At 74.8% G+C, this 20,733-nt stretch carries 19 protein-coding genes and 1 pseudogene; 11 read left to right on the forward strand and 9 right to left on the reverse strand.

The window, feature by feature from the left end:
- The first annotated feature begins 40 nt into the window (after positions 1-40).
- The 3 genes from GA0070611_RS18220 to GA0070611_RS18230 are packed head-to-tail and all read left to right on the forward strand — an operon-like array spanning position 41 to position 1,553.
- Complete coding sequence (locus GA0070611_RS18220) at positions 41-406, forward strand: ArsR/SmtB family transcription factor (protein WP_091665858.1); 366 nt, start codon at positions 41-43, stop codon at positions 404-406.
- Positions 403-1,140 carry an aquaporin gene (locus GA0070611_RS18225; protein ID WP_091665861.1) on the forward strand — a complete coding sequence of 246 codons (738 nt, stop codon included), beginning with the start codon at positions 403-405 and terminating at the stop codon, positions 1,138-1,140. The genes GA0070611_RS18220 and GA0070611_RS18225 overlap by 4 nt, the downstream gene beginning before the upstream one ends.
- Positions 1,137-1,553 (forward strand): arsenate reductase ArsC, encoded by a 417-nt coding sequence (locus GA0070611_RS18230; RefSeq protein ID WP_091665864.1) that lies wholly within the window; start codon positions 1,137-1,139, stop codon positions 1,551-1,553. Before GA0070611_RS18225 ends, GA0070611_RS18230 begins: the two co-directional genes overlap by 4 nt.
- Here the strand turns inward: GA0070611_RS18230 and GA0070611_RS18235 are convergent.
- Complete coding sequence (locus tag GA0070611_RS18235) at positions 1,543-1,935, reverse strand: HflX-like GTP-binding protein (protein WP_197675737.1); 393 nt, start codon at positions 1,933-1,935, stop codon at positions 1,543-1,545. The two genes, GA0070611_RS18230 and GA0070611_RS18235, sit on opposite strands and share 11 nt — an antisense overlap.
- Before the next feature lie 146 nt (positions 1,936-2,081).
- Entirely contained in the window at positions 2,082-3,167 is a 1,086-nt protein-coding gene (gene ychF / locus GA0070611_RS18240; protein ID WP_091665867.1) for a redox-regulated ATPase YchF, read from the reverse strand.
- Positions 3,168-3,270: 103 nt separating this feature from the next.
- Between ychF and GA0070611_RS18245 the strand changes: the two genes are divergently transcribed.
- Complete coding sequence (locus GA0070611_RS18245) at positions 3,271-3,834, forward strand: 3'-5' exonuclease family protein (RefSeq protein ID WP_091665870.1); 564 nt, start codon at positions 3,271-3,273, stop codon at positions 3,832-3,834.
- Here GA0070611_RS18245 and GA0070611_RS18250 read toward each other — a convergent pair.
- Positions 3,822-4,568, reverse strand: coding sequence for a Type 1 glutamine amidotransferase-like domain-containing protein (locus GA0070611_RS18250; RefSeq protein WP_091665873.1), 747 nt, complete (start codon positions 4,566-4,568; stop codon positions 3,822-3,824). The genes GA0070611_RS18245 and GA0070611_RS18250 overlap by 13 nt on opposite strands.
- A 35-nt stretch (positions 4,569-4,603) precedes the next feature.
- Positions 4,604-5,209, reverse strand: coding sequence for a MarR family winged helix-turn-helix transcriptional regulator (locus tag GA0070611_RS18255; protein WP_091665875.1), 606 nt, complete (start codon positions 5,207-5,209; stop codon positions 4,604-4,606).
- Between the two features lie 90 nt (positions 5,210-5,299).
- On the opposite strand from GA0070611_RS18255, the pseudogene GA0070611_RS18260 reads away from it, so the two are divergent.
- Positions 5,300-6,073: pseudogene (locus GA0070611_RS18260) on the forward strand (EamA family transporter); the annotation flags it as partial.
- Positions 6,074-6,153: 80 nt separating this feature from the next.
- Here GA0070611_RS18260 and GA0070611_RS31935 read toward each other — a convergent pair.
- Positions 6,154-6,609 carry a hypothetical protein gene (locus tag GA0070611_RS31935; protein WP_231921158.1) on the reverse strand — a complete coding sequence of 152 codons (456 nt, stop codon included), beginning with the start codon at positions 6,607-6,609 and terminating at the stop codon, positions 6,154-6,156.
- A 354-nt stretch (positions 6,610-6,963) separates the two neighbouring features.
- On the opposite strand from GA0070611_RS31935, the gene GA0070611_RS18265 reads away from it, so the two are divergent.
- The 6 genes from GA0070611_RS18265 to valS all read left to right on the forward strand — a co-directional run bounded on the left by GA0070611_RS18265 (position 6,964) and on the right by valS (position 17,044).
- Positions 6,964-8,385, forward strand: coding sequence for a DNA-3-methyladenine glycosylase 2 (locus GA0070611_RS18265; RefSeq protein WP_091665879.1), 1,422 nt, complete (start codon positions 6,964-6,966; stop codon positions 8,383-8,385).
- Positions 8,382-8,894 carry a methylated-DNA--[protein]-cysteine S-methyltransferase gene (locus GA0070611_RS18270; protein WP_091665881.1) on the forward strand — a complete coding sequence of 171 codons (513 nt, stop codon included), beginning with the start codon at positions 8,382-8,384 and terminating at the stop codon, positions 8,892-8,894. The genes GA0070611_RS18265 and GA0070611_RS18270 overlap by 4 nt, the downstream gene beginning before the upstream one ends.
- A 37-nt stretch (positions 8,895-8,931) precedes the next feature.
- Entirely contained in the window at positions 8,932-10,746 is a 1,815-nt protein-coding gene (locus GA0070611_RS18275; protein ID WP_091665883.1) for an ABC transporter ATP-binding protein, read from the forward strand.
- On the forward strand, positions 10,743-12,635 hold the full coding sequence (locus GA0070611_RS18280; RefSeq protein WP_091665885.1) for an ABC transporter ATP-binding protein: 1,893 nt from the start codon (positions 10,743-10,745) through the stop codon (positions 12,633-12,635). The genes GA0070611_RS18275 and GA0070611_RS18280 overlap by 4 nt, the downstream gene beginning before the upstream one ends.
- 173 nt (positions 12,636-12,808) lie before the next feature.
- Positions 12,809-14,365, forward strand: a complete 1,557-nt coding sequence (locus tag GA0070611_RS18285) for a trypsin-like serine protease (RefSeq protein ID WP_157740346.1) — start codon at positions 12,809-12,811, stop codon at positions 14,363-14,365.
- Positions 14,366-14,449: 84 nt separating this feature from the next.
- Positions 14,450-17,044 carry a valine--tRNA ligase gene (gene valS, locus GA0070611_RS18290; RefSeq protein ID WP_091665889.1) on the forward strand — a complete coding sequence of 865 codons (2,595 nt, stop codon included), beginning with the start codon at positions 14,450-14,452 and terminating at the stop codon, positions 17,042-17,044.
- Between the two features lie 58 nt (positions 17,045-17,102).
- On the opposite strand, the gene GA0070611_RS18295 is transcribed toward valS, so the two are convergent.
- The 4 genes from GA0070611_RS18295 to GA0070611_RS18310 are packed head-to-tail and all read right to left on the reverse strand — an operon-like array spanning position 17,103 to position 20,561.
- Entirely contained in the window at positions 17,103-17,813 is a 711-nt protein-coding gene (locus tag GA0070611_RS18295; RefSeq protein ID WP_091665891.1) for an ABC transporter permease, read from the reverse strand.
- A gap of 3 nt (positions 17,814-17,816) precedes the next feature.
- Complete coding sequence (locus GA0070611_RS18300) at positions 17,817-18,773, reverse strand: ABC transporter ATP-binding protein (RefSeq protein WP_091665893.1); 957 nt, start codon at positions 18,771-18,773, stop codon at positions 17,817-17,819.
- Positions 18,770-19,654: an ABC transporter permease gene (locus GA0070611_RS18305; RefSeq protein ID WP_091665896.1), complete on the reverse strand. Its 885-nt coding sequence runs from the start codon at positions 19,652-19,654 to the stop codon at positions 18,770-18,772. The genes GA0070611_RS18300 and GA0070611_RS18305 overlap by 4 nt, the downstream gene beginning before the upstream one ends.
- Positions 19,647-20,561 carry an ABC transporter ATP-binding protein gene (locus tag GA0070611_RS18310; protein WP_091673113.1) on the reverse strand — a complete coding sequence of 305 codons (915 nt, stop codon included), beginning with the start codon at positions 20,559-20,561 and terminating at the stop codon, positions 19,647-19,649. Before GA0070611_RS18310 ends, GA0070611_RS18305 begins: the two co-directional genes overlap by 8 nt.
- Between the last annotated feature and the right edge of the window lie 172 nt (positions 20,562-20,733).

Consider the following 20,733-nt stretch of genomic DNA (forward strand, 5'->3'; position numbering starts at 1 on the left):
CTACGTTGCACCCTGCTTCGAGATCTGTCAACCTAGAGAAATGTCGAAACAAGCGCTGCCGGTGGTGGACCTGACCGCGGTCGCCTGCTGCTCGCCGATCGCGGCCCGGCCGCTGGCCCCCGAGCAGGCCGCGGTGGTCGCACCCATGTTCAAGGCCCTGGGCGACCCGGTCCGGCTGCGGCTGATGTCGATGATCGCCTCGGTGCCGGAGATCTGCGTCTGCGACCTGACCCCGGCGTTCGACCTCTCCGGGCCGACCATCTCGCACCACCTGAAGCTGCTCCGCGAGGCCGGCCTGGTCGACTCCGAGCGACGCGGCACCTGGGTCTGGTACCGGGTCAGGCCCGACGCGTTCCGGCAGCTCGGCGCGCTGCTGGAGATCTCGGCCACCGGCGGCGGCGCGTGAGCCTCACCCTCGCCCGGCGCGCCTCGGCGGAGTTCGCCGGCACCGCCCTGCTCGTCGCCGCCGTGGTCGGCAGCGGGATCGCCGCCGCCCGGCTCTCCCCCACCGACGTCGGGCTGCAACTGCTGGAGAACGCGATCGCCACCGCCCTCGCCCTGGGCGCGCTGATCCTCACCTTCGGCCCGGTCTCCGGCGCGCACTTCAACCCGGTCGTCTCCGCCGTCGACTGGTGGCTCGGCCGGCGCGCCGGCACCGGCCTGACCGCCCGGGACCTCGCCGCCTACGTCGTCGCCCAGACCGCCGGCGCGATCGTCGGGGCGGTGCTGGCCGACCTGATGTTCGGGCTGCCGGCCGTCGCCTGGTCGGGCACCGACCGCACCGGCGGTCAGCTGTGGCTGGCCGAGGTGGTCGCCACGGCCGGCCTGGTCCTGCTGGTCTTCGCCCTCGCCCGCTCCGGCCGCACCTCCGCCGCGCCGGCCGCGGTCGGCGCGTACATCGGGGCCGCCTACTGGTTCACCTCGTCGACCTCGTTCGCCAATCCCGCCGTCACCGTCGGCCGGGCATTCACCGACACCTTCGCCGGCATCGCCCCGGCCTCCGTGCCCGGCTTCGTGGCCGCCCAACTCGTCGGCGGCGTGGTCGCGATCGCCGCCCTCGCCGCCTGGTACCCGGACGCCGCCCGGACGGCGGACGCCGTGGTCGTACCCCATCTCACCCCGGAGACCGACACCCGATGAGCAAGCCCAGCGTCCTCTTCGTCTGCGTACACAACGCCGGTCGCTCCCAGATGGCCGCCGGCTGGCTGCGCCACCTCGGCGGCGACTCCGTCGAGGTCCGCTCCGCCGGCAGCGCGCCCGCCGACCGGATCAACCCGGTGGCCGTCGAGGCGATGCGGGAGGTGGGCATCGACATCACCGGCCGGACGCCGGCCAAGCTCACCTGGGACACGGCCGAGGCCAGCGACGTCATCGTCACCATGGGCTGCGGCGACGCCTGCCCGGTCTTCCCCGGCAAGCGCTACGAGGACTGGCAGCTCACCGACCCCGCCGGCCAGTCCCTGGACGTCGTCCGGCAGGTGCGCGACGAGATCCGCGCCCGGGTCGCGCAGCTCCTCGCCGAGCTGCCCGGAACCGACGACGTCAGGGGCTGAGCGGGAAGAGGTCCACGCCGCTGACCACCGGGCACCCGAACAGCTCGGTGAGCACGGTCCGCTGGTGCGGCGTGAGCGGGTTCAGGAACACCGCGACCCCGACCTCGGCGGCCCGGCACGCCCGCGCGACCTCACCTGCCTTGCCGGGGCTGAGCAGGGTCCGCCGGGAGAACGGCTCGGCCATCCGGGCCGCTCCGCCCGCCGAGACGCCACGCCGCTGGACGTGCCGGCTCACCACCCGCCCGCCCTGGGCCCGCACGGCGGCCGCCAGCAGGTCGAGCTTCGCGCCGTACTCGCGGTCCTTCCCGGGGAACAGGCCCACGAGCGCCACGTCGACGCCGGCCAGCGCGGTGGCCAGCGGCCGGACAGGATACTGCCGCACGGGGCCATGGTGCCAGACCCGGTGCGCGCCCGGCTCGACCACGGGCCGCGCACCGGACACGGCGAGGGGCCGGATCCGAAGACCCGACCCCTCGCCGCGAGCCTGCTGTCCGGACCGGCCACGTCGGGCGGTCGGGAAACCGGGCGCTACACGTTGAAGCGGAACTCCACCACGTCGCCGTCCTGCATGACGTACTCCTTGCCCTCGATCCGGACCTTGCCGGCGGCCTTCGCCGCCGCCATCGATCCGGCCGCGACCAGGTCGGCGTAGGAGACCACCTCGGCCTTGATGAAGCCACGCTGGAAGTCGCTGTGAATGACCCCGGCGGCCTCCGGCGCGGTCGCCCCGACCGGGACGGTCCAGGCCCGCGCCTCCTTGGGGCCGGCCGTCAGGTACGTCTGGAGCCCGAGGGTACGGAAGCCGACGCGGACGAGCTGGTCCAGACCCGGCTCCGACTGGCCGATCGACTCCAGCAGCTCGCGGGCCTCCTCCTCGGGCAGGTCCACCAGCTCGGACTCGATCTTGGCGTCCATGAAGACCGCCTCGGCCGGCGCGACCAGGGCGCGCAGCTCGTCGAGGAACTCGGCGTTGCCCAGCTCGGCCTCGTCGACGTTGAAGACGTAGAGGAACGGCTTGGTGGTGAGCAGGTGCAGCTCGCGCAGGTGCTCCAGCTCGATCTTGGCGGCGGCGGCGCCCGCGTACAGGGTGGTGCCGCCGTCCAGGACCTCGACGGCCTGCTTGGCGGCCGTCACGGCGGCGGCCCGGTCCTTGCGGAGCTTGGCCTCCTTCTCCAGCCGGGGCAGCGCCTTCTCCAGGGTCTGGAGGTCGGCCAGGATCAGCTCGGTGTTGATCGTCTCGATGTCGTCGGCCGGGGAGACCTTGCCGTCGACGTGCACCACGTTCGGGTCGGAGAAGGCGCGCACCACCTGGCAGATCGCCGAGGCGTCCCGGATGTTGGCCAGGAACGCGTTGCCCCGGCCCTGCCCCTTGGAGGCGCCCCGGACCAGGCCGGCGATGTCGACGAAGGAGACCGGCGCCGGCAGGACCTTCTGGGAGCTGAAGATCTCGGCGAGCTTGGTCAGCCGCTCGTCGGGGAGCCCGACCACGCCGACGTTCGGCTCGATGGTGGCGAACGGATAGTTCGCGGCGAGCACGTCGTTCTTGGTCAGCGCGTTGAACAGGGTGCTCTTGCCCACGTTGGGCAGGCCGACGATGCCGATGGTGAGACTCACGACGAGCCAGCTTACGCGCTGGGCCGCCGGCACCGGGCAGGCAGGGCGGCCGGGCGCGGAAAAGGGACGGCGGTCACCGGGCGTCCGTTGCTAGCGTGCGGCGGTGACCGACCGACTGCCCGAGCTGTACGTCGCCGTGGACGTGGAGGCGGACGGGCCGATCCCCGGGCCGTACAGCATGATCTCACTGGGCATGGCCGTGACCGGTCGCCCCGACCTGACCTTCTACACCGAGCTGCGCCCGATCTCCGACGAGTACGTGCCTGCCGCGCTGGCCGTCTCCGGGCTGGACCGGGACCGGCTGCTGCGCGAGGCCCCCACCGCCGAGGAGGCGATGCGGGCCGCCGCGACCTGGGTGAACGGGCTGCGCCGGATCGGCCGGCCGGTGTTCCTGGCCGCCCCGGCGGTCTGGGACGGCATGTTCGTGCACTGGTACTTCGTCCGGTTCCTCGGGCACAGCCCGTTCGGCGCCACCGGTTCCGGCGTCGACCTGCGCAGCTACTGGATGGGGCTGACCGGCGTCGAGTGGCGGGACACCCGCAAGGGCACGATCAAGCACCGGCTCGACCTGACCGACCTGCCGCACACCCACCACGCCGGGGAGGACGCGGCCGAGCTGGCCCAGGTCTTCGCGGCGGTCCGCCGCCGGCCGGCTCAGCCGGACTGAGCGGTCAACAGCCGGGGCTCGATCCGGGTCTCCCGGGCAGCGCCGTCCTCGGCCCGGCTGACCTCGTACGCGGCCACCCCCGGCCGGTCGGCGACCGCCTCGGCCAGCCGGGTGCCCCGGTAGACCAGCCCCACGCCGTCGTCGGTGCAGTGGCTGGTCGGCAGCGTGCCCTCGGCCACCAGCCGGTGCATCAGCGGTCGGCGCTGCGCCTCGCTGTCGTAGTGCACCCCGTTGCCGTACGGCAGCCAGCCCAGCGCCTCGGTGAACGGCCGCAGGGTCGGGCCGTAGCTGTCGGTGGCCCCGCCCAGGTGCCAGCAGATCGAACCGGCGGAGACCCCGCCCAGCACCACGCCGGCCTGCCAGCACTCGTGCAGGATCTCCGGCAGGCCGTGCACCCGCCACACCGCGCAGAGATTGGCGACGCTGCCGCCGCCGACCCAGATCACGTCCTGGGCGAGCAGGTGGGCGCGGATGTCGTCGACGTTCGGCATCGGGAAGAGCGCCAGGTGGGAGGCGCGGTACCGGGTGCCGGCGAAGGCGCCGTGGAAGATCGTCAGCGAGGTGGGCTGGTCGCCGGCGGCCTGGTTGAGGTAGCAGATCCGCGGCGCGTCACCGGCCTGCGCCAGCTCCGCCATCAGGTCGAAGACCGGCCCGGGCTGGGCGTCCCACGGACCGCGACGGCGGCTGCTGAAACCCATGCTGGTGGCGACGATGGTCGGTTCGCTGGCGGGCATGCGTCATCCCCTTCGGTCGGCGGCGGTCCCGATCATCATGCCCGGCGTGGCCGGCCCACCCGGCCCGGTCCCTCGACCCCGTCCGGGCCGGCCGTCTCCGGACCCGGCCGGTCCGGGCCGGAGCTGTCCGGGCCCGGCTGGTCCGGGGTGTCGGCCTCGGCCGCGGCCAGCAGGGCGCGGAGCAGGTCGCCCAGTCGTCGCTGGTCGTCGGCGGGCAGCGCGTCGAGGATGCGGCGCTGGACCGCGAGCCCGGCCTCGACCGACTCCTCGACCACCCGCAGCCCCGCCGGGGTCAGGCTGACCCGCAGCGCCCGTCGGTCCGCCGGGTCGGGCGCGCGGCGGACCAGCCCGGACCGTTCCAGCCGGTCGAGCCGCCCGGTCATCCCGCCGGAGGTGAGCATCAGGGTGGCGGAGAGCGCCTTCGGGGCCAGCGTGTACGGCGCGCCGGAGCGGCGCAGCGCCGCCAGCACGTCGAACTCGCCCCGGCCGATCCCCCAGCCCGCGTAGACCCGCTCCTGGCGGTCGCCGACCAGCCGCGCGAGCCGGTAGATCCGCCCGAAGACGGCCATCGGCTCGGGGCGCAGGCCGGCGCGCTCCCGACGCCACTGCTCGACGATCGCGTCGACCTCGTCCGCTGCCACGCCCGGATTGTGCCGCACCTCGCACTTCCCTTCTTCCTCGACACTGATTAGCTTAGCGCTAAGCTACTTAGCATCGAGAAAAGAGGCGTCATGCCGCGTCACTGGACGGACGTCCTGCCCACCGCCGCCGCCCCGGCCACCTGGGGCACGACCTACCTGGTCACCGCCGAGCTGCTGCCCGCCGACCGGCCGCTCTGGTCCGGGGCGCTGCGCGCCCTGCCCGCCGGGCTGGTGCTGCTCGCCGTCACCCGCCGCCGGCCCACCGGCCAGTGGTGGTGGCGCTCGGTCACGCTCGGCGCGCTCAACATCGGCGCCTTCTTCCCGCTGCTCTTCGTCGCCGCGTACCGGCTGCCCGGCGGCACGGCGGCGGTGCTCGGCGCGGCCCAGCCACTGCTGGTCGCGGCGCTCGGCGTGGCCCTGCTCGGCGAGCGGCCCGGTCGGCTGCCGCTGCTCGCCGCGCTCACCGCGCCGCTGGGCGTCGCGCTGGTGGTGCTGCGCCCCGACGCCGGCCTCGACCCGCTGGGGGTGGCCGCGGGCCTCGCCGGCACCGCCGCCATGGCCGCCGGACTGGTGCTCACCCGGCGCTGGGGACGGCCGGCCGGTGTCGGCATCCTCGCCGCGACCAGCTGGCAGCTCGTCGCGGGCGGCCTGCTGATCCTGCCGGTCGCCGCCGCCGTCGAGGGCGCACCGCCCGCGCTCGACACCCCGGCCCTGCTCGGGTACGCCTGGCTCGGGCTGGTGGGCACCGCGCTCGCGTACGTGCTCTGGTTCCGGGGCGCGGCCCGGCTGCCGGCGACCCGGGTGTCGGTGCTCGGCGCGCTCAGCCCGCTGACCGCCGCCGCGCTCGGCTGGCTGGCGCTCGACCAGGCGCTCGGTCCGGTCCAGCTCGCCGGGTTCGCCATCGCGGTCGGCGCGATGGTGCTCGGCCAGGCCGGCCGGCCCGGTCAGCCGGCGAGCAGCCGGGGGAACTCGACCGGCCCGTCGTCCCCCTCGGACAGCGCGCCCGCCGGCAGCTCGGCGGCGGCGGCCCGGGGCAGCACGAACCGGTGCGCCGCCGCAGGACCGGCCGCATACGACTGGTCGAGCAGCCAGCGCACCTCGTCCACCGTCCAGCCCAGCCCGGCCCGGCCGGCGATCTCCCGGACCAGCCGGACCCCGACCCGGGTGTCGTCGTCGTAGAAGCGCATGCACCAGTGGTGCGCCCACATGCCCAGGGCGCGCAGCCCCGCCGGGTCGAGCGAGCCGGCCAGCCGGCCACAGGCGGTCTCGGCGAAGGCCCGCCCCGGGTCGTCGGCACGGTCCCGCTCGATCGCGCCGTACGCGGCCGGCGCCACCACCCGCATCCGGTCGTAGAAGCTCTGCACCACCGCGCGGTCCAGCCGGATCCGCCCCGACCGCATCAGCGGGCACCCCGCCCGGCCACGCTCGCCATCTCCCCGCACCCTTTTCCCTGAGTTGGTGGCGGGGACGGTACCGACCACTACCGACACTTTTCCGCGCCGAGATCCCTTGCCCCACCACGGATCCCGCCCCCCACCTGCACCGACACCAAGCCCCAACCCCACCCCGCCTCACCCCACCCACCCACCCCGACCCGCCCTGGTGATCATGAAGTTGTCGCCTCCGGAACGCCGCCCCTTCCTCGGCGACAACTTCATGATCACGCACCTCGGGCGGGGCGGACCCGGGGTGCGGTACGGCCAGGTCCGAATCCCGCCAGCCGGGGGCGTGAGCTGCGAGGCAGTATCGATGGCGTGGAGTTGGACTTCGAACGGTGCTATCGGGCCGTGGACAGCCGCGACCAGCGTTTCGACGGCTGGTTCTACACCGGCGTGACCTCGACCGGCATCTACTGCCGGCCGTCCTGTCCGGCGATGACGCCGAAGCGGCAGAACGTCCGGTTCTTCCCGTCGGCCGCCGCCGCGCAGGGAGCCGGGCTGCGGGCCTGTCGGCGCTGCCGGCCGGACGCCGCCCCCGGCTCACCCCAGTGGGACGTGCGGGCGGACGTGGTGGGGCGGGCGATGCGGCTGATCGCGGACGGGGTGGTGGACCGGGACGGGGTGCCGGGGCTGGCCGCCCGGCTCGGCTACACGGAACGGCACCTGCACCGGATGCTGCACGCCGAGCTGGGGGCCGGGCCGCTCGCGCTGGCCCGGGCGCAGCGCGCGCAGACCGCCCGGATCCTCATCGAGACCACCGGCCTGGGCATGGCGGAGATCGCGTTCGCCGCCGGCTTCGGCAGCGTCCGGCAGTTCAACGAGACGCTGCGCGAGGTGTACGCGGCGACTCCGTCGGAGCTGCGGGTGACCCGGGGCGGCCGGCCCGCGCCGGGCGGGGCGGGCACCATCTCGCTGCGGCTGGCGTACCGGCCGCCGTTGCACGGGGCGGCACTGCTCGACTTCCTCGCCCTGCGGGCGCTGCCCGACGTGGAGGAGGTGCGCGACGGGACGTACCACCGGGGGTTGCGACTGCCGCACGGCACCGGCACGGCCGCGCTGACGCCGGCCGACGGGCACGTGGCGGCCACGCTGCGCCTGGCCGACCTGCGCGACCTGGCCCCGGCGGTGGCCCGCTGCCGGCGCCTGCTCGACCTGGACGCCGACCCGGTGGCGATCGACACCACCCTGGCCGAGGATCCCGCCCTGGCCGACCAGGTCCGTCGGGAGCCGGGGGTACGCCTCCCGCACGCCGTCGACGGCTTCGAAACGGCCGTCCGGGCGATCACCACCCAACAGGTCTCCCTCCGCTCCGCCCGCACCACCCTCACCCACCTGATCCGGTCCACGATCCCGGCCGGCGCGGTGGGGTTTCCCTCGGCCGAGGAGGTGCTGGGGGCCGACGACAGCGCGTTCCGGATGCCCTCGGCGCGGCGGGAGGCGCTGCGCGGGCTGGCCCGGGCGGTCGCCGAGGGGGAGCTGGACCTGGCGCCGGGCGGGGACCGGGAGGAGACGGTCCGGCGGCTGCTGGCGCTGCCCGGGATCGGGCCGTGGACCGCCGGCTACGTGGCGATGCGGGCGCTCGGCGACCCGGACGTCCTGCTCCCCACCGACCTGGGCGTACGCCGGGGCGCCGCCGCGCTCGGCCTGCCCGACGACCCGAAGCACCTCGACCGGTACGCGGACCGCTGGCGCCCCTGGCGGTCGTACGCGACCATCCGACTCTGGAGAGCGGCATGACCACACTGGACAGCACGATCATCGACACCCAGGCCGGCCCGTTCGCCGTGCTGGCCGACCCCACCGGGGCGGTCCGCGCCGCCGGCTTCACCGCCGATCCGGCCGCCCTGCTCCCGCTGATGCACCCGAGCCTGCGGGGCGACCTGCGCGAGCGGGTCGACCTGGGGCCGGTGAGCGCGGCGGTGCGGGCGTACCTGGCCGGTGACCTGGCCGCGATCGACGCGGTGCGGGTGCGGCAGCACACGGGCGGGCCCTTCATGAGCCACGCCTGGCAGGTGCTGCGCGAGGTGAAACCGGGCGACCCGGTGACGTACACCGGGTTCGCCGGGCTGGCCGGGCGGCCCGCCGCGGTACGCGCCGCCGCGGCGGCCTGCGCCCGCAACGCCGTGGCGCTCTTCGTGCCCTGCCACCGGGTGCTGCGGACCGACGGGACCCTGGGCGGCTACCGGTGGGGACTGGACGTGAAGAAGTGGCTTCTCGGGCATGAGGGACGGCTGACGGCTAGCTGACAGCCCCGGTGTCGCCCCCGGCGGCTACCGTCGGGTAGTGCCCGCGCAGAGCGACGGCGATCCGGCGGCGCGTCCCCACGGCCGCGCCCATCCGCTGCGCAACCTCTGGCGGCTGCACCCCTACCTGCGCCCGTACGCGGGTGAGTTCGCCTGGCTGCTGCTCGCCGCCCTGGCCGCCACGGCGGCGAGCCTGGCCGTACCCCTGGTGGTGCAGCGGGTGGTGGACGGGCCGGTGGCCCGGCACGACGAGGCGGGGCTGCTCCGGCTGGGCGGCCTCGCCCTGCTGCTCGGCGTCGCCGAGGCGGTGCTGATCTTCATCCGGCGGTGGACCCAGTCGTCCTCCTCGGTCGGCATGGAGGCGGCGATCCGCGCCGACCTCTACGCGCACCTGCAACGGCTGCCGGCCGGCTGTCACGACCGCTGGCAGACCGGCCAGCTGCTCTCCCGGGTCACCAGCGACCTCTCCGTGATCCGCCGGTTCCTCTCCTTCGGCCTGCTCTTCCTGGTGCTCAACCTGGTCACCTACGCGGCCGTGGTGGTGCTGCTGATCCGGCTGCACGCCGGCCTCGGGCTACTGGTGGCCGCCAGCGCCGTGCCGCTGTTCCTGATCAGCCGCCGGTTCGCCCGGCACTACCACGCGACCTCCCGCCGGATGCAGGACCAGCAGGGCGACGTCGCCACCCTGGTCGAGGAGACCGCGCAAGGGCTGCGCACCATGCGGGCGTACGGGCGCGGGCCGGAACTGGCGGCACGGTTCGGCGGCGGTGCCCGCGCCCTGCACGACACCGGCATCGACAAGGCCCGGCTGCTGGCCCGCACCTCGGCGCTGTTCGACCTGGTGCCCAACCTGACCCTCGGCGTGGTGCTGGTCGCCGGTGCGGTGGCGGTGGCCCGGGACGGTCTGACCATCGGCGGGCTGGTCGCCTTCGTCAGCCTCCAGCTCATGCTGATCTGGCCGGTGCAGTCGCTCGGCTGGATCATCGCCAACGCGCAGGAGGCGGCGACCGCCGCCGACCGGATCCAGGAGGTCCGGGACACCCCGCCCACCATCGTGGACGCGCCGCACGCGCGGCCGCTGGACCGGGACCGGGTGCGCGGCCGGCTGTGCTTCGAGGGGGTCGGCTTCCGCTACCCCGGCACGGGCGCGCCGGTGCTGCGCGGGATCGACCTGACCATCGAGCCGGGCGAGACGCTGGCCCTGGCCGGCGCGACCGGCAGCGGCAAGAGCACCCTGCTCTCGCTGGTCCCCCGGCTGCACGAGGTCACCGGCGGGCGGATCACCCTGGACGGGCACGACCTGCGCGACCTGCGGCTGGGCTCGTTGCGCCGGCTGGTCGGGGTGGCGTTCGAGGAGCCGACCCTGTTCTCCATGTCGGTCTGGGAGAACCTCACCCTGGGCCGGCCGGACGCCGGCGAGGACGAGGTACGCGCCGCGCTCGCGCTGGCCCAGGCCGAGTTCGCGTACGAGCTGCCGTGGGGGTTGGCCACCCGGGTCGGTGAGCAGGGGCTCTCCCTCTCCGGCGGGCAGCGGCAACGGCTGGCGCTGGCCCGGGCGGTGCTCGGCCGGCCGGCGCTGCTGGTCCTCGACGACCCGCTCTCCGCGCTCGACGTGCAGACCGAGGCGCTGGTGGAGGCGGCGCTGCGGCGGGTGCTGCGGGACACCACCGCGCTGCTGGTGGTGCACCGCCCGTCCACGGTGGCGCTCGCCGACCGGGTGGCCCTGCTCGACGGGGGGCGGATCGTCGCCGTCGGCACCCACTCGGAGCTGCTCGCCGAGGTGCCGGCGTACCGGGCGGTGCTCTCCGCCGAGCCGGACCGGCGGCCCGGGGGCGTGGGCCTGGTGCGGTCGTGACCGACCCCGCCGGGGTCCACCGGGTCCCCCGCCCCCGTGGCGACGAGCGGCTCGACCTGTCCCGGTGGCGGGGGCGGGCCACCGACCCGGACGCCGACCGCAGCCGGGCCGAGGAGGGCTCGCCGGAGGCGGTGGCCCGGCTGCGCGCCCGCAGCCGGGTGCTGCTCGGGCAGTTGCTCCGCCCGCACCGGCGTCCGCTGGGGCTGGCCGTGGTGCTGCTGCTGACCCAGAACGCCGCCGCGATGGCCGGGCCGTACCTGGTCATGCTCGGCATCGACCGGGGCATCGGCCCGCTGCGGGCCGGCGACGCGGGCCCGCTGGTCGCGGTGGCCGCCGCGTTCGCCGTCGCCGCCGGCACCGAGTACGCGGCCCGGCGCGGCTTCCTGACCCTGGCCGCCCGGATCGGCCAGGCCGTCCTGCTCGACCTCCGCCAGCGGGTGTACGCCCACTTCCTCCGCCTCGACGTCGGCTTCCACGAGCGCTACACCTCCGGGCGGATGGTGTCCCGGCTGACCAGTGACCTGGAGTCGATCGCCGAGCTGGTCGACGGCGGCATCGACAAGCTGGTGCTGGCCGCGCTGTCGGTGCTGTCGGTGGCGGGCATCCTGCTCTGGCTGGACCTGCCGCTGGCGGCGGTGACCCTGCTGGCCTTCCCGTTCCTGGTCTGGCTCTCCCGCTGGTTCGCCCGCGCCTCGGCCGGGGCGTACCGCCGGACCCGGGAGGCGGTGGCGCTGGTCATCGTGCACTTCGTCGAGTCGCTGCGGGGCATCCGCGCGGTGCAGGCGTACCGCCGGGAGGCGCGCAACCAGCGCATCTTCGCGGCCGTCAACGACGACTACCGGGAGGCGAGCCTGCGGGCGTTCCGGCTGATCGCGGTCTACTCCCCCGGCATCCGGCTGATCGGCAACCTGACCGCCGCGCTGGTGCTCGGGTACGGCGGCATGCGGGTGCTGGGCGGCCGGACCGAGGTGGGGGTGCTCGCCGCGTTCCTGCTCTACCTGCGCCGCTTCTTCGAGCCGATGGAGGAGCTGAGCCAGTTCTACAACGCCCTCCAGTCGGCCACCGCCGCGCTGGAGAAGCTGGCCGGGGTGCTCGACGAACGGCCGGCGGTGGCCGAGCCGGCCCACCCGGTGCCGCTGCCCGCCGGGCCGGGCCGGGGCACCGTGGTGTTCCGGCAGGTGACCTTCGGCTATCGCCCGGAGGCGCCGATCCTGGCCGGTCTGGAGCTGACCGTGCCGGCCGGGCAGACCGTCGCGCTGATCGGCCCGACCGGCGCCGGCAAGTCCACCGTCGCCAAGCTGCTGGCCCGGTTCCACGACCCGGCCGCCGGCACGGTCAGCCTCGACGGGGTCGACCTCCGACAGCTGGCCGACGCCGAGCTGCGCCGGGCGATCGTGCTGGTCACCCAGGAGAACCACCTGTTCAGCGGCTCGGTGGCGGAGAACATCCGGTTCGGTCGCCCGGACGCGGACGACGCGGCGGTGGAGGCCGCCGCCCGGGCGATCGGCGCGCACGACTTCATCGCCGCGCTCCCCGACGGGTACGCCACCGAGGTGCACCGCCGTGGCGGCCGGCTCTCCGCCGGGCAGCGCCAGCTCGTCGCGTTCGCCCGGGCGTTCCTCGCCGACCCCCGGGTGCTGATCCTCGACGAGGCCACCTCGTCACTGGACGTGCCGACCGAGCGCCTGGTGCAGCGGGCCCTGCGTCAGGTGCTGCGGGACCGGACCGCGCTGGTCATCGCGCACCGGCTCTCCACCGTGGAGACCGCCGACCGGGTGCTGGTGCTCGACGGCGGCCGGATCGTGGAGGACGGGCCGCCCGCCGTGCTGGCCGCCACCGGCGGCCGGTACGCCACCCTGCACCGGCAGTGGCGCGACTCGCTGATCTGAGGCCGCCCGGCCCTCGGCGGGGGCGGTGGGGCCACCGGATGGCGGGCCGGCGCTTAGACTGCCGGGACATCGATCGGCCTGTCCGTCCGGTCGCCGGTGGCGACCCGACGTCGACGCGGGCCGGTCGGCACCGCCGACACGGGGAGGTTCGCGGCGTGCGTATCCGCCGACGGGTGGCTGTGGCTTCAGCGGCCGTGCTGTGCACGATCGGGGCGACCGCGGTCGTCCTGACCAGGGGTGGTGATGCCGCCCGCACACCGGTCGCCGCGACCGTCGCCGAGCAGGCCGGCAGGACCGCCGGGCCGGCGCTGCCGGCGACCGGTGAGCAGGCCGCTCCGGTCGGCGACGACCCGGCCGGGCCGGCCACCAGGACCGGTCGTCCGGCGGCCGCCGGTTCCGCCCCGGCCGCCGCCCGGCCGGCCGCGCAGGTCGCCGCCGCCGCGCCCGCCTCGGTCGCCTACCTGCGCGAGCGTTACCGGCTCTCGGCCACCGAGGCGGCCCGGCGGCTCGCCCTCCAGGAATACTCCGCCCCGCTCGCCGAACGGCTCGCCGCCGACGAGCCCGACACGTACGCCGGCATGTGGCTGGACCAGGCGGCCGGTGGGGTGCTCGTCGTCGCCACCACCGACGGGACCGCCGTGCGCGGGGCGGTCGCGGGCGCGCCGGACGCCGGGCACGTCCGGGTGGTCACCGTCCGGCACTCGCTGCGCCGGCTCAGCGAGGCGGCGGACCGGCTGGCCACCACGCTCGGCGGGACCCCCGGCGAGGACGTGGTGGTGGACCCGCAGCGCAACGCGCTGGCGGTGTTCACCGGGGGCCGGATCGCCGCCGACGACACCCGGCTGGCCGGGGCCCTCGCGGCGGCCGGCGTGTCCGCCACGGCCCGCCCCCGCCCGGCCGGCGTGGTGCCGAAGGCCTGCGACCCCCGCTACTGCCCGGACGCGCCGATGCGCGGCGGGATCCGGATCGACGTGCCCCGGGACAACGGCACGGTCGGCGGTTGCACGGTCGGGTTCAACCTCCGCTCGCGCACCGGCACGCCGTACATCCTGACCGCCGGGCACTGCGTGCTCAGCGCGACGCACCAGCACGTCGACCGGACGTGGCACCAGTTCCTCGGCCCGAAGATCCCGGTCTCGATCGAGTCGACCGACCCGGTGACGGCGGAGAACGCCTACCCGAACGACTACGCGATCATGCCGTACCAGCCGGGGGCGCTCAGCAACTGGGCGAGCCGCACCGCCGGGGCGCCCAGCCTGGTCAACTACTGGTGCGTGGCAGACAACCCGCGCTGCACCGGCAGCCGCGACGTGGCCGTCACCGGGTACGTGGCGTACAGCGCGATCCAGCTCGGCTGGGTGGTCTGCGCCACCGGCGCCGGCTACACGCCGAAGTCCGGCGAGGTCTACGTCGACTCCGGCGCGGGCGCCGGCTACCTGCCCGGCACCCGGTGCGGGCAGATCGACGGCAAGACCAACGGCGGCATCGACGTCCGGATCTGCGCCCGGGCCGGCGACAGCGGCAGCCCGCTCTTCACCGAGTCCGACGGCCGGGCGCTCGGCATCCTCTCCGACGGGGACCCCGGTGACGGCCCGTGCACCAACCCCGACGAGCACAACCACTACGCGCCCGTCTCCACCATCCTGTCCCGGGCCAACGCCCGGCTCGGTGGCCGGCCCTACTTCCAGCTCGCCACCAGGGCCCCGACGCTCGGCCCGGTCCCCCGCTGATCCCCGACCGGCCGGCGCGCGACGGGCCGGCCGGTCGGCGACAAAGCCGTGGAGACCGGCTCGCCGGCTGCCTACGATCGGGCGATGACCGATACGGCGAGGACGGCCCGTGCCGGCCTCCCCGAGCGTCCCACCCTGGACGGTCTCGAGGAGAGCTGGGCACGCCGCTGGCAGGAGGACGGCACCTACACGTTCGACCGGGCGAAGGCGGCGGTACGGGTCGACGGCGCGACCGGCCGCAGCTCCGACGTGTACTCGATCGACACCCCGCCGCCGACCGTCTCCGGTGAGCTGCACATGGGGCACGTCTTCTCGTACACGCACACCGACACGGTGGCCCGGTTCCAGCGGATGCGCGGCCGGACGGTCTTCTACCCGATGGGCTGGGACGACAACGGGCTGCCCACCGAGCGGCGGGTGCAGAACGTGTACGGGGTGCGCTGCGACCCGGCCCTGCCGTACGACCCGGCCTGGGAGCCGCCGGCCGCACCCGTGGACGACGCCGCCCGGAAGAACCCGACCCCGGTCTCGCGGCGCAACTTCGTCGAGTTGTGCGCCCGGCTCACCGCCGACGACGAGCAGGTCTTCGAGGCGCTCTGGCGGCGGCTCGGGCTCTCCGTGGACTGGTCGCTGACGTACACCACGATCGGTCCGGTGGCCCGGGCGACCAGCCAGCGGGCGTTCCTGCGCAACCTGGCCCGGGGCGAGGCGTACCAGGCGGAGGCGCCGACCCTCTGGGACGTCGGGTTCGCCACCGCGGTGGCGCAGGCGGAGCTGGAGGACCGGGAGCGGCCCGGCGCGTACCACCGGCTGCGCTTCCACCGGCCGGACGGTGCGGAGGTGCTGATCGACACCACCCGTCCGGAGCTGCTGCCGGCCTGCGTGGCGCTGGTCTGCCACCCCGACGACGAGCGGTACGCGGACCTGGTCGGCACGGCGGTGCGTACCCCCGTGTTCGCGGTCGAGGTGCCGGTGCGCGCGCACCCGCTGGCGGACCCGGCCAAGGGCACCGGCATCGCGATGGTCTGCACCTTCGGTGACCTCACCGACGTGACCTGGTGGCGCGACCTGGAGCTGGACACCCGGGTGGTGATCGGCCGGGACGGGCGGCTGCTGCCCGAGCCGCCGGCCGGCGTGCCGGCCGGGCCGTACGCGGCGCTGGCCGGGCAGACCGTCAACGGCGCCCGGCGAACCCTGGTGGAACTGCTCGCGGACGCCGGCGACCTGGTCGGCGAGCCGCGCCCGGTCACCCACCCGGTCAAGTTCTACGAGCGGGGCGACCGGCCACTGGAGATCGTCTCCACCCGACAGTGGTATCTGCGCAACGGCGGCCGGGACGCCGGGCTGCGCGACGAACTGCTGGCCCGGGGGCGGGAGCTGCGCTGGGTGCCGGAGCACATGCGGCACCGCTACGAGCACTGGGTGGGCGGCCTGACCGGTGACTGGCTGGTCAGCCGGCAGCGCTTCTTCGGCGTGCCGGTGCCGGTGTGGTACCGGCTCGACGACGCTGGCGAGCCGGACTGGACCCAGCCTCTCACACCGGACGAGGCGCGCCTCCCGGTCGACCCGTCCAGCGAGCCGCCGCCCGGCTTCGAGGAGGCGCAGCGCGGGGTGCCCGGCGGGTTCGTCGGCGACCCGGACGTGCTGGACACCTGGGCCACCTCGTCGCTGACCCCGCTGATCGTGGGCGGCTGGGAGACCGACCCGGACCTGTTCGCCCGGGTCTTCCCGATGGACCTGCGCCCGCAGGGGCACGACATCATCCGCACCTGGCTCTTCGCCACCGTGCTCCGGTCCCACCTGGAGTTCGGCGTGCTGCCCTGGCGGGACGTGGAGCTCTCCGGCTGGATCCTCGACCCGGACCGGAAGAAGATGTCCAAGTCCAAGGGGAACGTGGTCACCCCGATGGAGCTGCTGGAACGGAACGGCTCGGACGCGGTCCGCTACTGGGCGGCCAACGGGCGGCCCGGCACCGACCTGTCCTTCGACCCGGCGCAGATCAAGGTGGGCCGCCGGCTCGCCACCAAGCTGCTCAACGCGTCGAAGTTCGTGCTCGGGCTGGGCGCCGCCGACGCGTTGCGCGCCCCGGCGCGCGAGCCGCTGGACGCCGCCATGCTGACCGAGCTCTCCGCCGTGGTGGGGGCGGCCACCGCCGCCTTCGACGGGTACGACCACACCGCCGCGCTGATGGCGACGGAGGCGTTCTTCTGGCGGTTCTGCGACGACTACATCGAGCTGGTGAAGGAGCGCGCCTACGGCACCGGGCCGGGGGCCGACTCGGCCCGGGCCGCGCTGGCCACCGCGCTCTCGGTGCAGTTGCGGCTCTTCGCCCCGGTGCTGCCCTTCGTCACCGAGGAGGTCTGGTCGTGGTGGCGGTACGGCTCGGTGCACCGGGCCACCTGGCCCACCACGTACGAGGTGGGTCGGGCGGTGCAGGGGCCGGGTGACCCGGAGCTGCTGCGGCTCGCCGCCGACGCGCTCGGCCAGGTGCGCCGGGCCAAGTCGGAGCGCAAACTGTCGATGAAGGCGGACGTGCCGCTGGCCGAGGCGCTCGGCCCGGCCGCCCTGCTCGACCGGCTGACCCTGATCGCCGACGACGTCCGGGCGGCCGGCCGGATCGCCGAGCTCGACCTGCTGCCCGACCGCACCCCCGAACTCGTCATCGCCTGCGCCTTCTGAGGCGGCGCAAGGAAGGGCCCCTGGTCGACGCCGGGCGCAGCACCAGGGGCCCTTCCTGTCAGCTCGTCTCGCCGGCCACCGAGAAGGAGCGGAGGCGGTCGATCGCCAGCACGGTGAAGCCGACCACGACCAGGGCGGTGAGCACCCCGGCCACCGGCACCGAGACGGTGGTGCCGAGCAGGTCGGTGGGGGCCATCCGGTCGGCCAGCGCGATCACCCACTGCTGGATCGACAGCACCCGGGTGCCGCTGACGAAGCGACCCAGCAGCCCCTCCCAGATCAGCACGTAGACCAGGCCGAGCAGGACCGGCCGGCGGGTGACCAGGCTGAGCGCCAGGAACAGCGCCGAGTACGCCAGCGCGCCGAGCGCGGACGCGGCGGCGAGCGCCAGTCCGAGGCGTACCGAATGGGCGAGCACGCCCGCGACGTAGAGCGGGACGGCGACGGTGGCCGCGCTGACCCCGGCGGCCACCGCGAGCTTCGGCAGCACGATCTGCCAGCGCGGCAGCGGCTTGGTCAGGATGTGCACCACCGTGCCGTCGTCGATCTCGGCCCCGAGCACGCCGGTGCCGACGATCAGCGCGACGACCGGCAGCACCACGGCGAGCCCGAGCCCGACCAGCACCGGCGGCCCCCACTGGCCCGGGTCGACGCCGAGCGAACGGGACAGGATGGCGAGCGCCACCAGCAGCACCGGCAGCGGGAGCAGCAGCAGGAACCGGCGGCGGCCGAAGAGGCCGCGGGCGGTGATCCAGGTGACCGTCGACATGGTTCAGCTCCCCACCAGGTAGGAGAAGACGCTCTCCAACGATTCGTCCTCGGGCGTCAGCGACCGGACCCGGATGCCCCGGGCCAGCGCGATCCTCGGCAGCGCACGGGTGAACGCGCCGTAGTCGCCGGCCCGCACGGTCAGCCCGTCCCCGCCCAGCTCGACCCCGGTCACCGACTCCTCGGCGATCAGCGCGACGGCCAGGGCGCGGTCGTCGGTGGAGCGGACCGCGAAGACGTGCGGCCGGTTGGTCATCAGCCGGCGGATGGTGCGGTAGTCGCCGGAGGCGGCCAGCCGGCCGGCGACCATCACCTGCACGGTCCCGGAGACCTGCTCGACCTCCTCCAGGATGTGCGAGCTGAACAGGATGGTCCGGCCGGCGTCGCCGAGCGAGTGCAGCAGGGCCATCATGTGCAGCCGCTGCCGCGGGTCCATCCCGTTGAACGGCTCGTCGAGCAGCAGCACCTGCGGGTCGTGCACCAGCGCGGCGGCCACCCGGGTGCGCTGCCGCATGCCCTTGGAGTACGTGCCGATCCGCCGGTCCTGCGCGTCCGCCAGCTCGACCAGTTCGATGGCCCGCCGGGCCGCCGCGGCCGGGTCGGGCAGCCGGTGCAGCTTCGCGCTGGCCAGCACGAACTCGTACGCGGTGAGGAAGGTGTGCACCGCCTCCCGCTCGCTGACCAGGCCGAGCCGCCGGTAGACGGCCGGGTTGCGCCAGGTGGGTTCCCCGTCGAGGGTCACCACCCCCCGGGACGGGGCGAGGAAGCCGGCCATCATGTGCAGCAGGGTGGTCTTGCCGGCGCCGTTCGGGCCGAGCAGGCCGGTCACCCCGGGCCCGAGCCGCATGGTGACGTCGTTGACCGCGACCACGTTGCCGTACCAGCGGGAGACGCCGTCGAGGTCGAGGGACGCGGCGGGGGTGGTCGGGGCGGGTGCCGCCGCGGTGCTGATCGTGGTCATCGGGCGGCCACCTTCCGGTATCGCAGCAGCAGGAGGGTGACGCAGCCGGCCACCAGCAGCACGGCGGCGGCCACGTAGACCGGCCCGAAGCCGCCGAATTGGTAGTCGGTCCCCTGCCCGCCGGGGACCAGCAGGTCGCCGAGGGTGTACTGACCGACGGCGTGGACCAGGGCGGTGGGCGAGCCGAGCATGGCCAGCTCGTTCACCGTCCGGGACGGCATGATCGACAGGATGCCGACGATCGGCGCGGTCATCAGGAACACGGCCACGATGCCGCCGGCCGCGAACGCCCGCTTGCCGGTGAACGAGGCGATCAGCAGCGCGACGGAGGCGAAGACCACCGCCCACAGGGCCGCGTAGAGCAGGCCGGGGAGCAGGTCGCCCAGCTCGGTCCAGACCCCGTGCAGCCCGTCCTTGGTGGTGAACGCGGCGCCGAGGAACATCACCAGCTGCGGCGCGCCGAGCAGCAGCCAGAGCGCGGTGACCAGCGCGCCCAGCTTGGCCAGGGCGTAGTCGGAGCGGGGCAGCGGCCGGGAGAAGTAGAGCGGCAGCACGCCGCTGTGCAGGTCGCGGGAGACCAGCTCCGGCCCGACCACCGCGACGAAGAAGATGACCAGCCAGCTCATCGCGTCGGCGAACTGGGCGTACGTCATGACGACCTGGCCGGTCTGGGTGCGCACCGCGGTCAGCCCGGCGGCCACCACCAGCACGATGCCCATCACCAGCCAGGGGAAGATCTTCGCCTTGGCGGAGCGGCCCAGCCCGAACGCGGTCCGCAGCCCGTGTCCGTAGAGCGCGCCGAACACCTGCCGGCGGCCCAGCCGGGGGCCGGTGTAGCGCTGGTAGCCGATGTCGTGGATGACGCCGGTCGGCTCAGGCATGGCTGGGCTCCCTCGTGGCGAAGAGTTCGGCCACCCGGTGCCGGCGCTGGTCCAGCCGGTGCAGCGGCAGGTCCAGCTCGGCGACCGCGCCGAGGATCAGGTCGTACGTGTCGTCGTCGGCCAGCGGGACGAGCAGCAGCCGCCCCTCCCGGGACACCGGCAGGCCGAGCCCGCCCAGCCGGGCGGCGAGGTCGTCGGTACCCTCGCTGACCTCCACCGCGAGCACGTCGGTGGCCGACGTCATCGCGGCGACCCGGTCGGCGCGCAGCAGCCGGCCGCCGTCGATGGCGACCAGGGTGTCGCAGATCCGCTCCACCTCGCCGAGCAGGTGCGAGCAGACCAGCACCGAGATGCCGAACTCGGTGCCGATCCGGTGGATCAGCGCCAGCATGGCGTCCCGCCCGGCCGGGTCGAGGCCGTTGGTCGGCTCGTCCAGCAGCAGCAGGTCGGGGTCGTGCACCAGCGCCTGGGCGAGCTTGACCCGCTGCTTCATGCCGGTCGAGTAGCCGCCGACGGCGCGGTGCCGCTCCTCGTGCAGGCCGACGTGGCGCAGCGCCTCCGAGGCGCGTTCCCGGGCCACCGTGCGCGGCAGGCCGCTGATCCGGCCCAGGTGGGTGACCAGCTCGGCGGCGGAGAGGTCGGGCGGCAGGGCGTCGTGTTCGGGCATGTAACCGACCCGGGCCCGGACGGCGGCCGGATCGGTGGTGGGGTCGAGGCCGAGCACGGAGACCCGACCGCTGGTCGGGGCCAGCAGGCCCAGCAGGATCTTGATGAGGGTGGACTTGCCGGCGCCGTTCGCGCCGACCAACCCGATGATCCCCGGTTCGACCGACACCGTGAGGTCGGTCAACGCGGTGACCCGTCCTCCGTACGTCTTGGTCAGCGACTCGGTCGCGAGCAGTGTCACGACCACCAGGGTAGGCAGTCGGCCCAGCTCCGGGGACCGGTTGCGACCCCGGCGATCCCCTGATCCCCGGCCGTGCGCGACCCTAGGGGGCGGCCGGGAGATGAACCGTTGGTAACCCGGCTGCAACCAAACCCGTCATCGGAGCGTCCAGCATGGGGAGCCGGGTGTCGCC

The organism is Micromonospora auratinigra (assembly GCF_900089595.1).
Lineage (GTDB): Bacteria > Actinomycetota > Actinomycetes > Mycobacteriales > Micromonosporaceae > Micromonospora > Micromonospora auratinigra.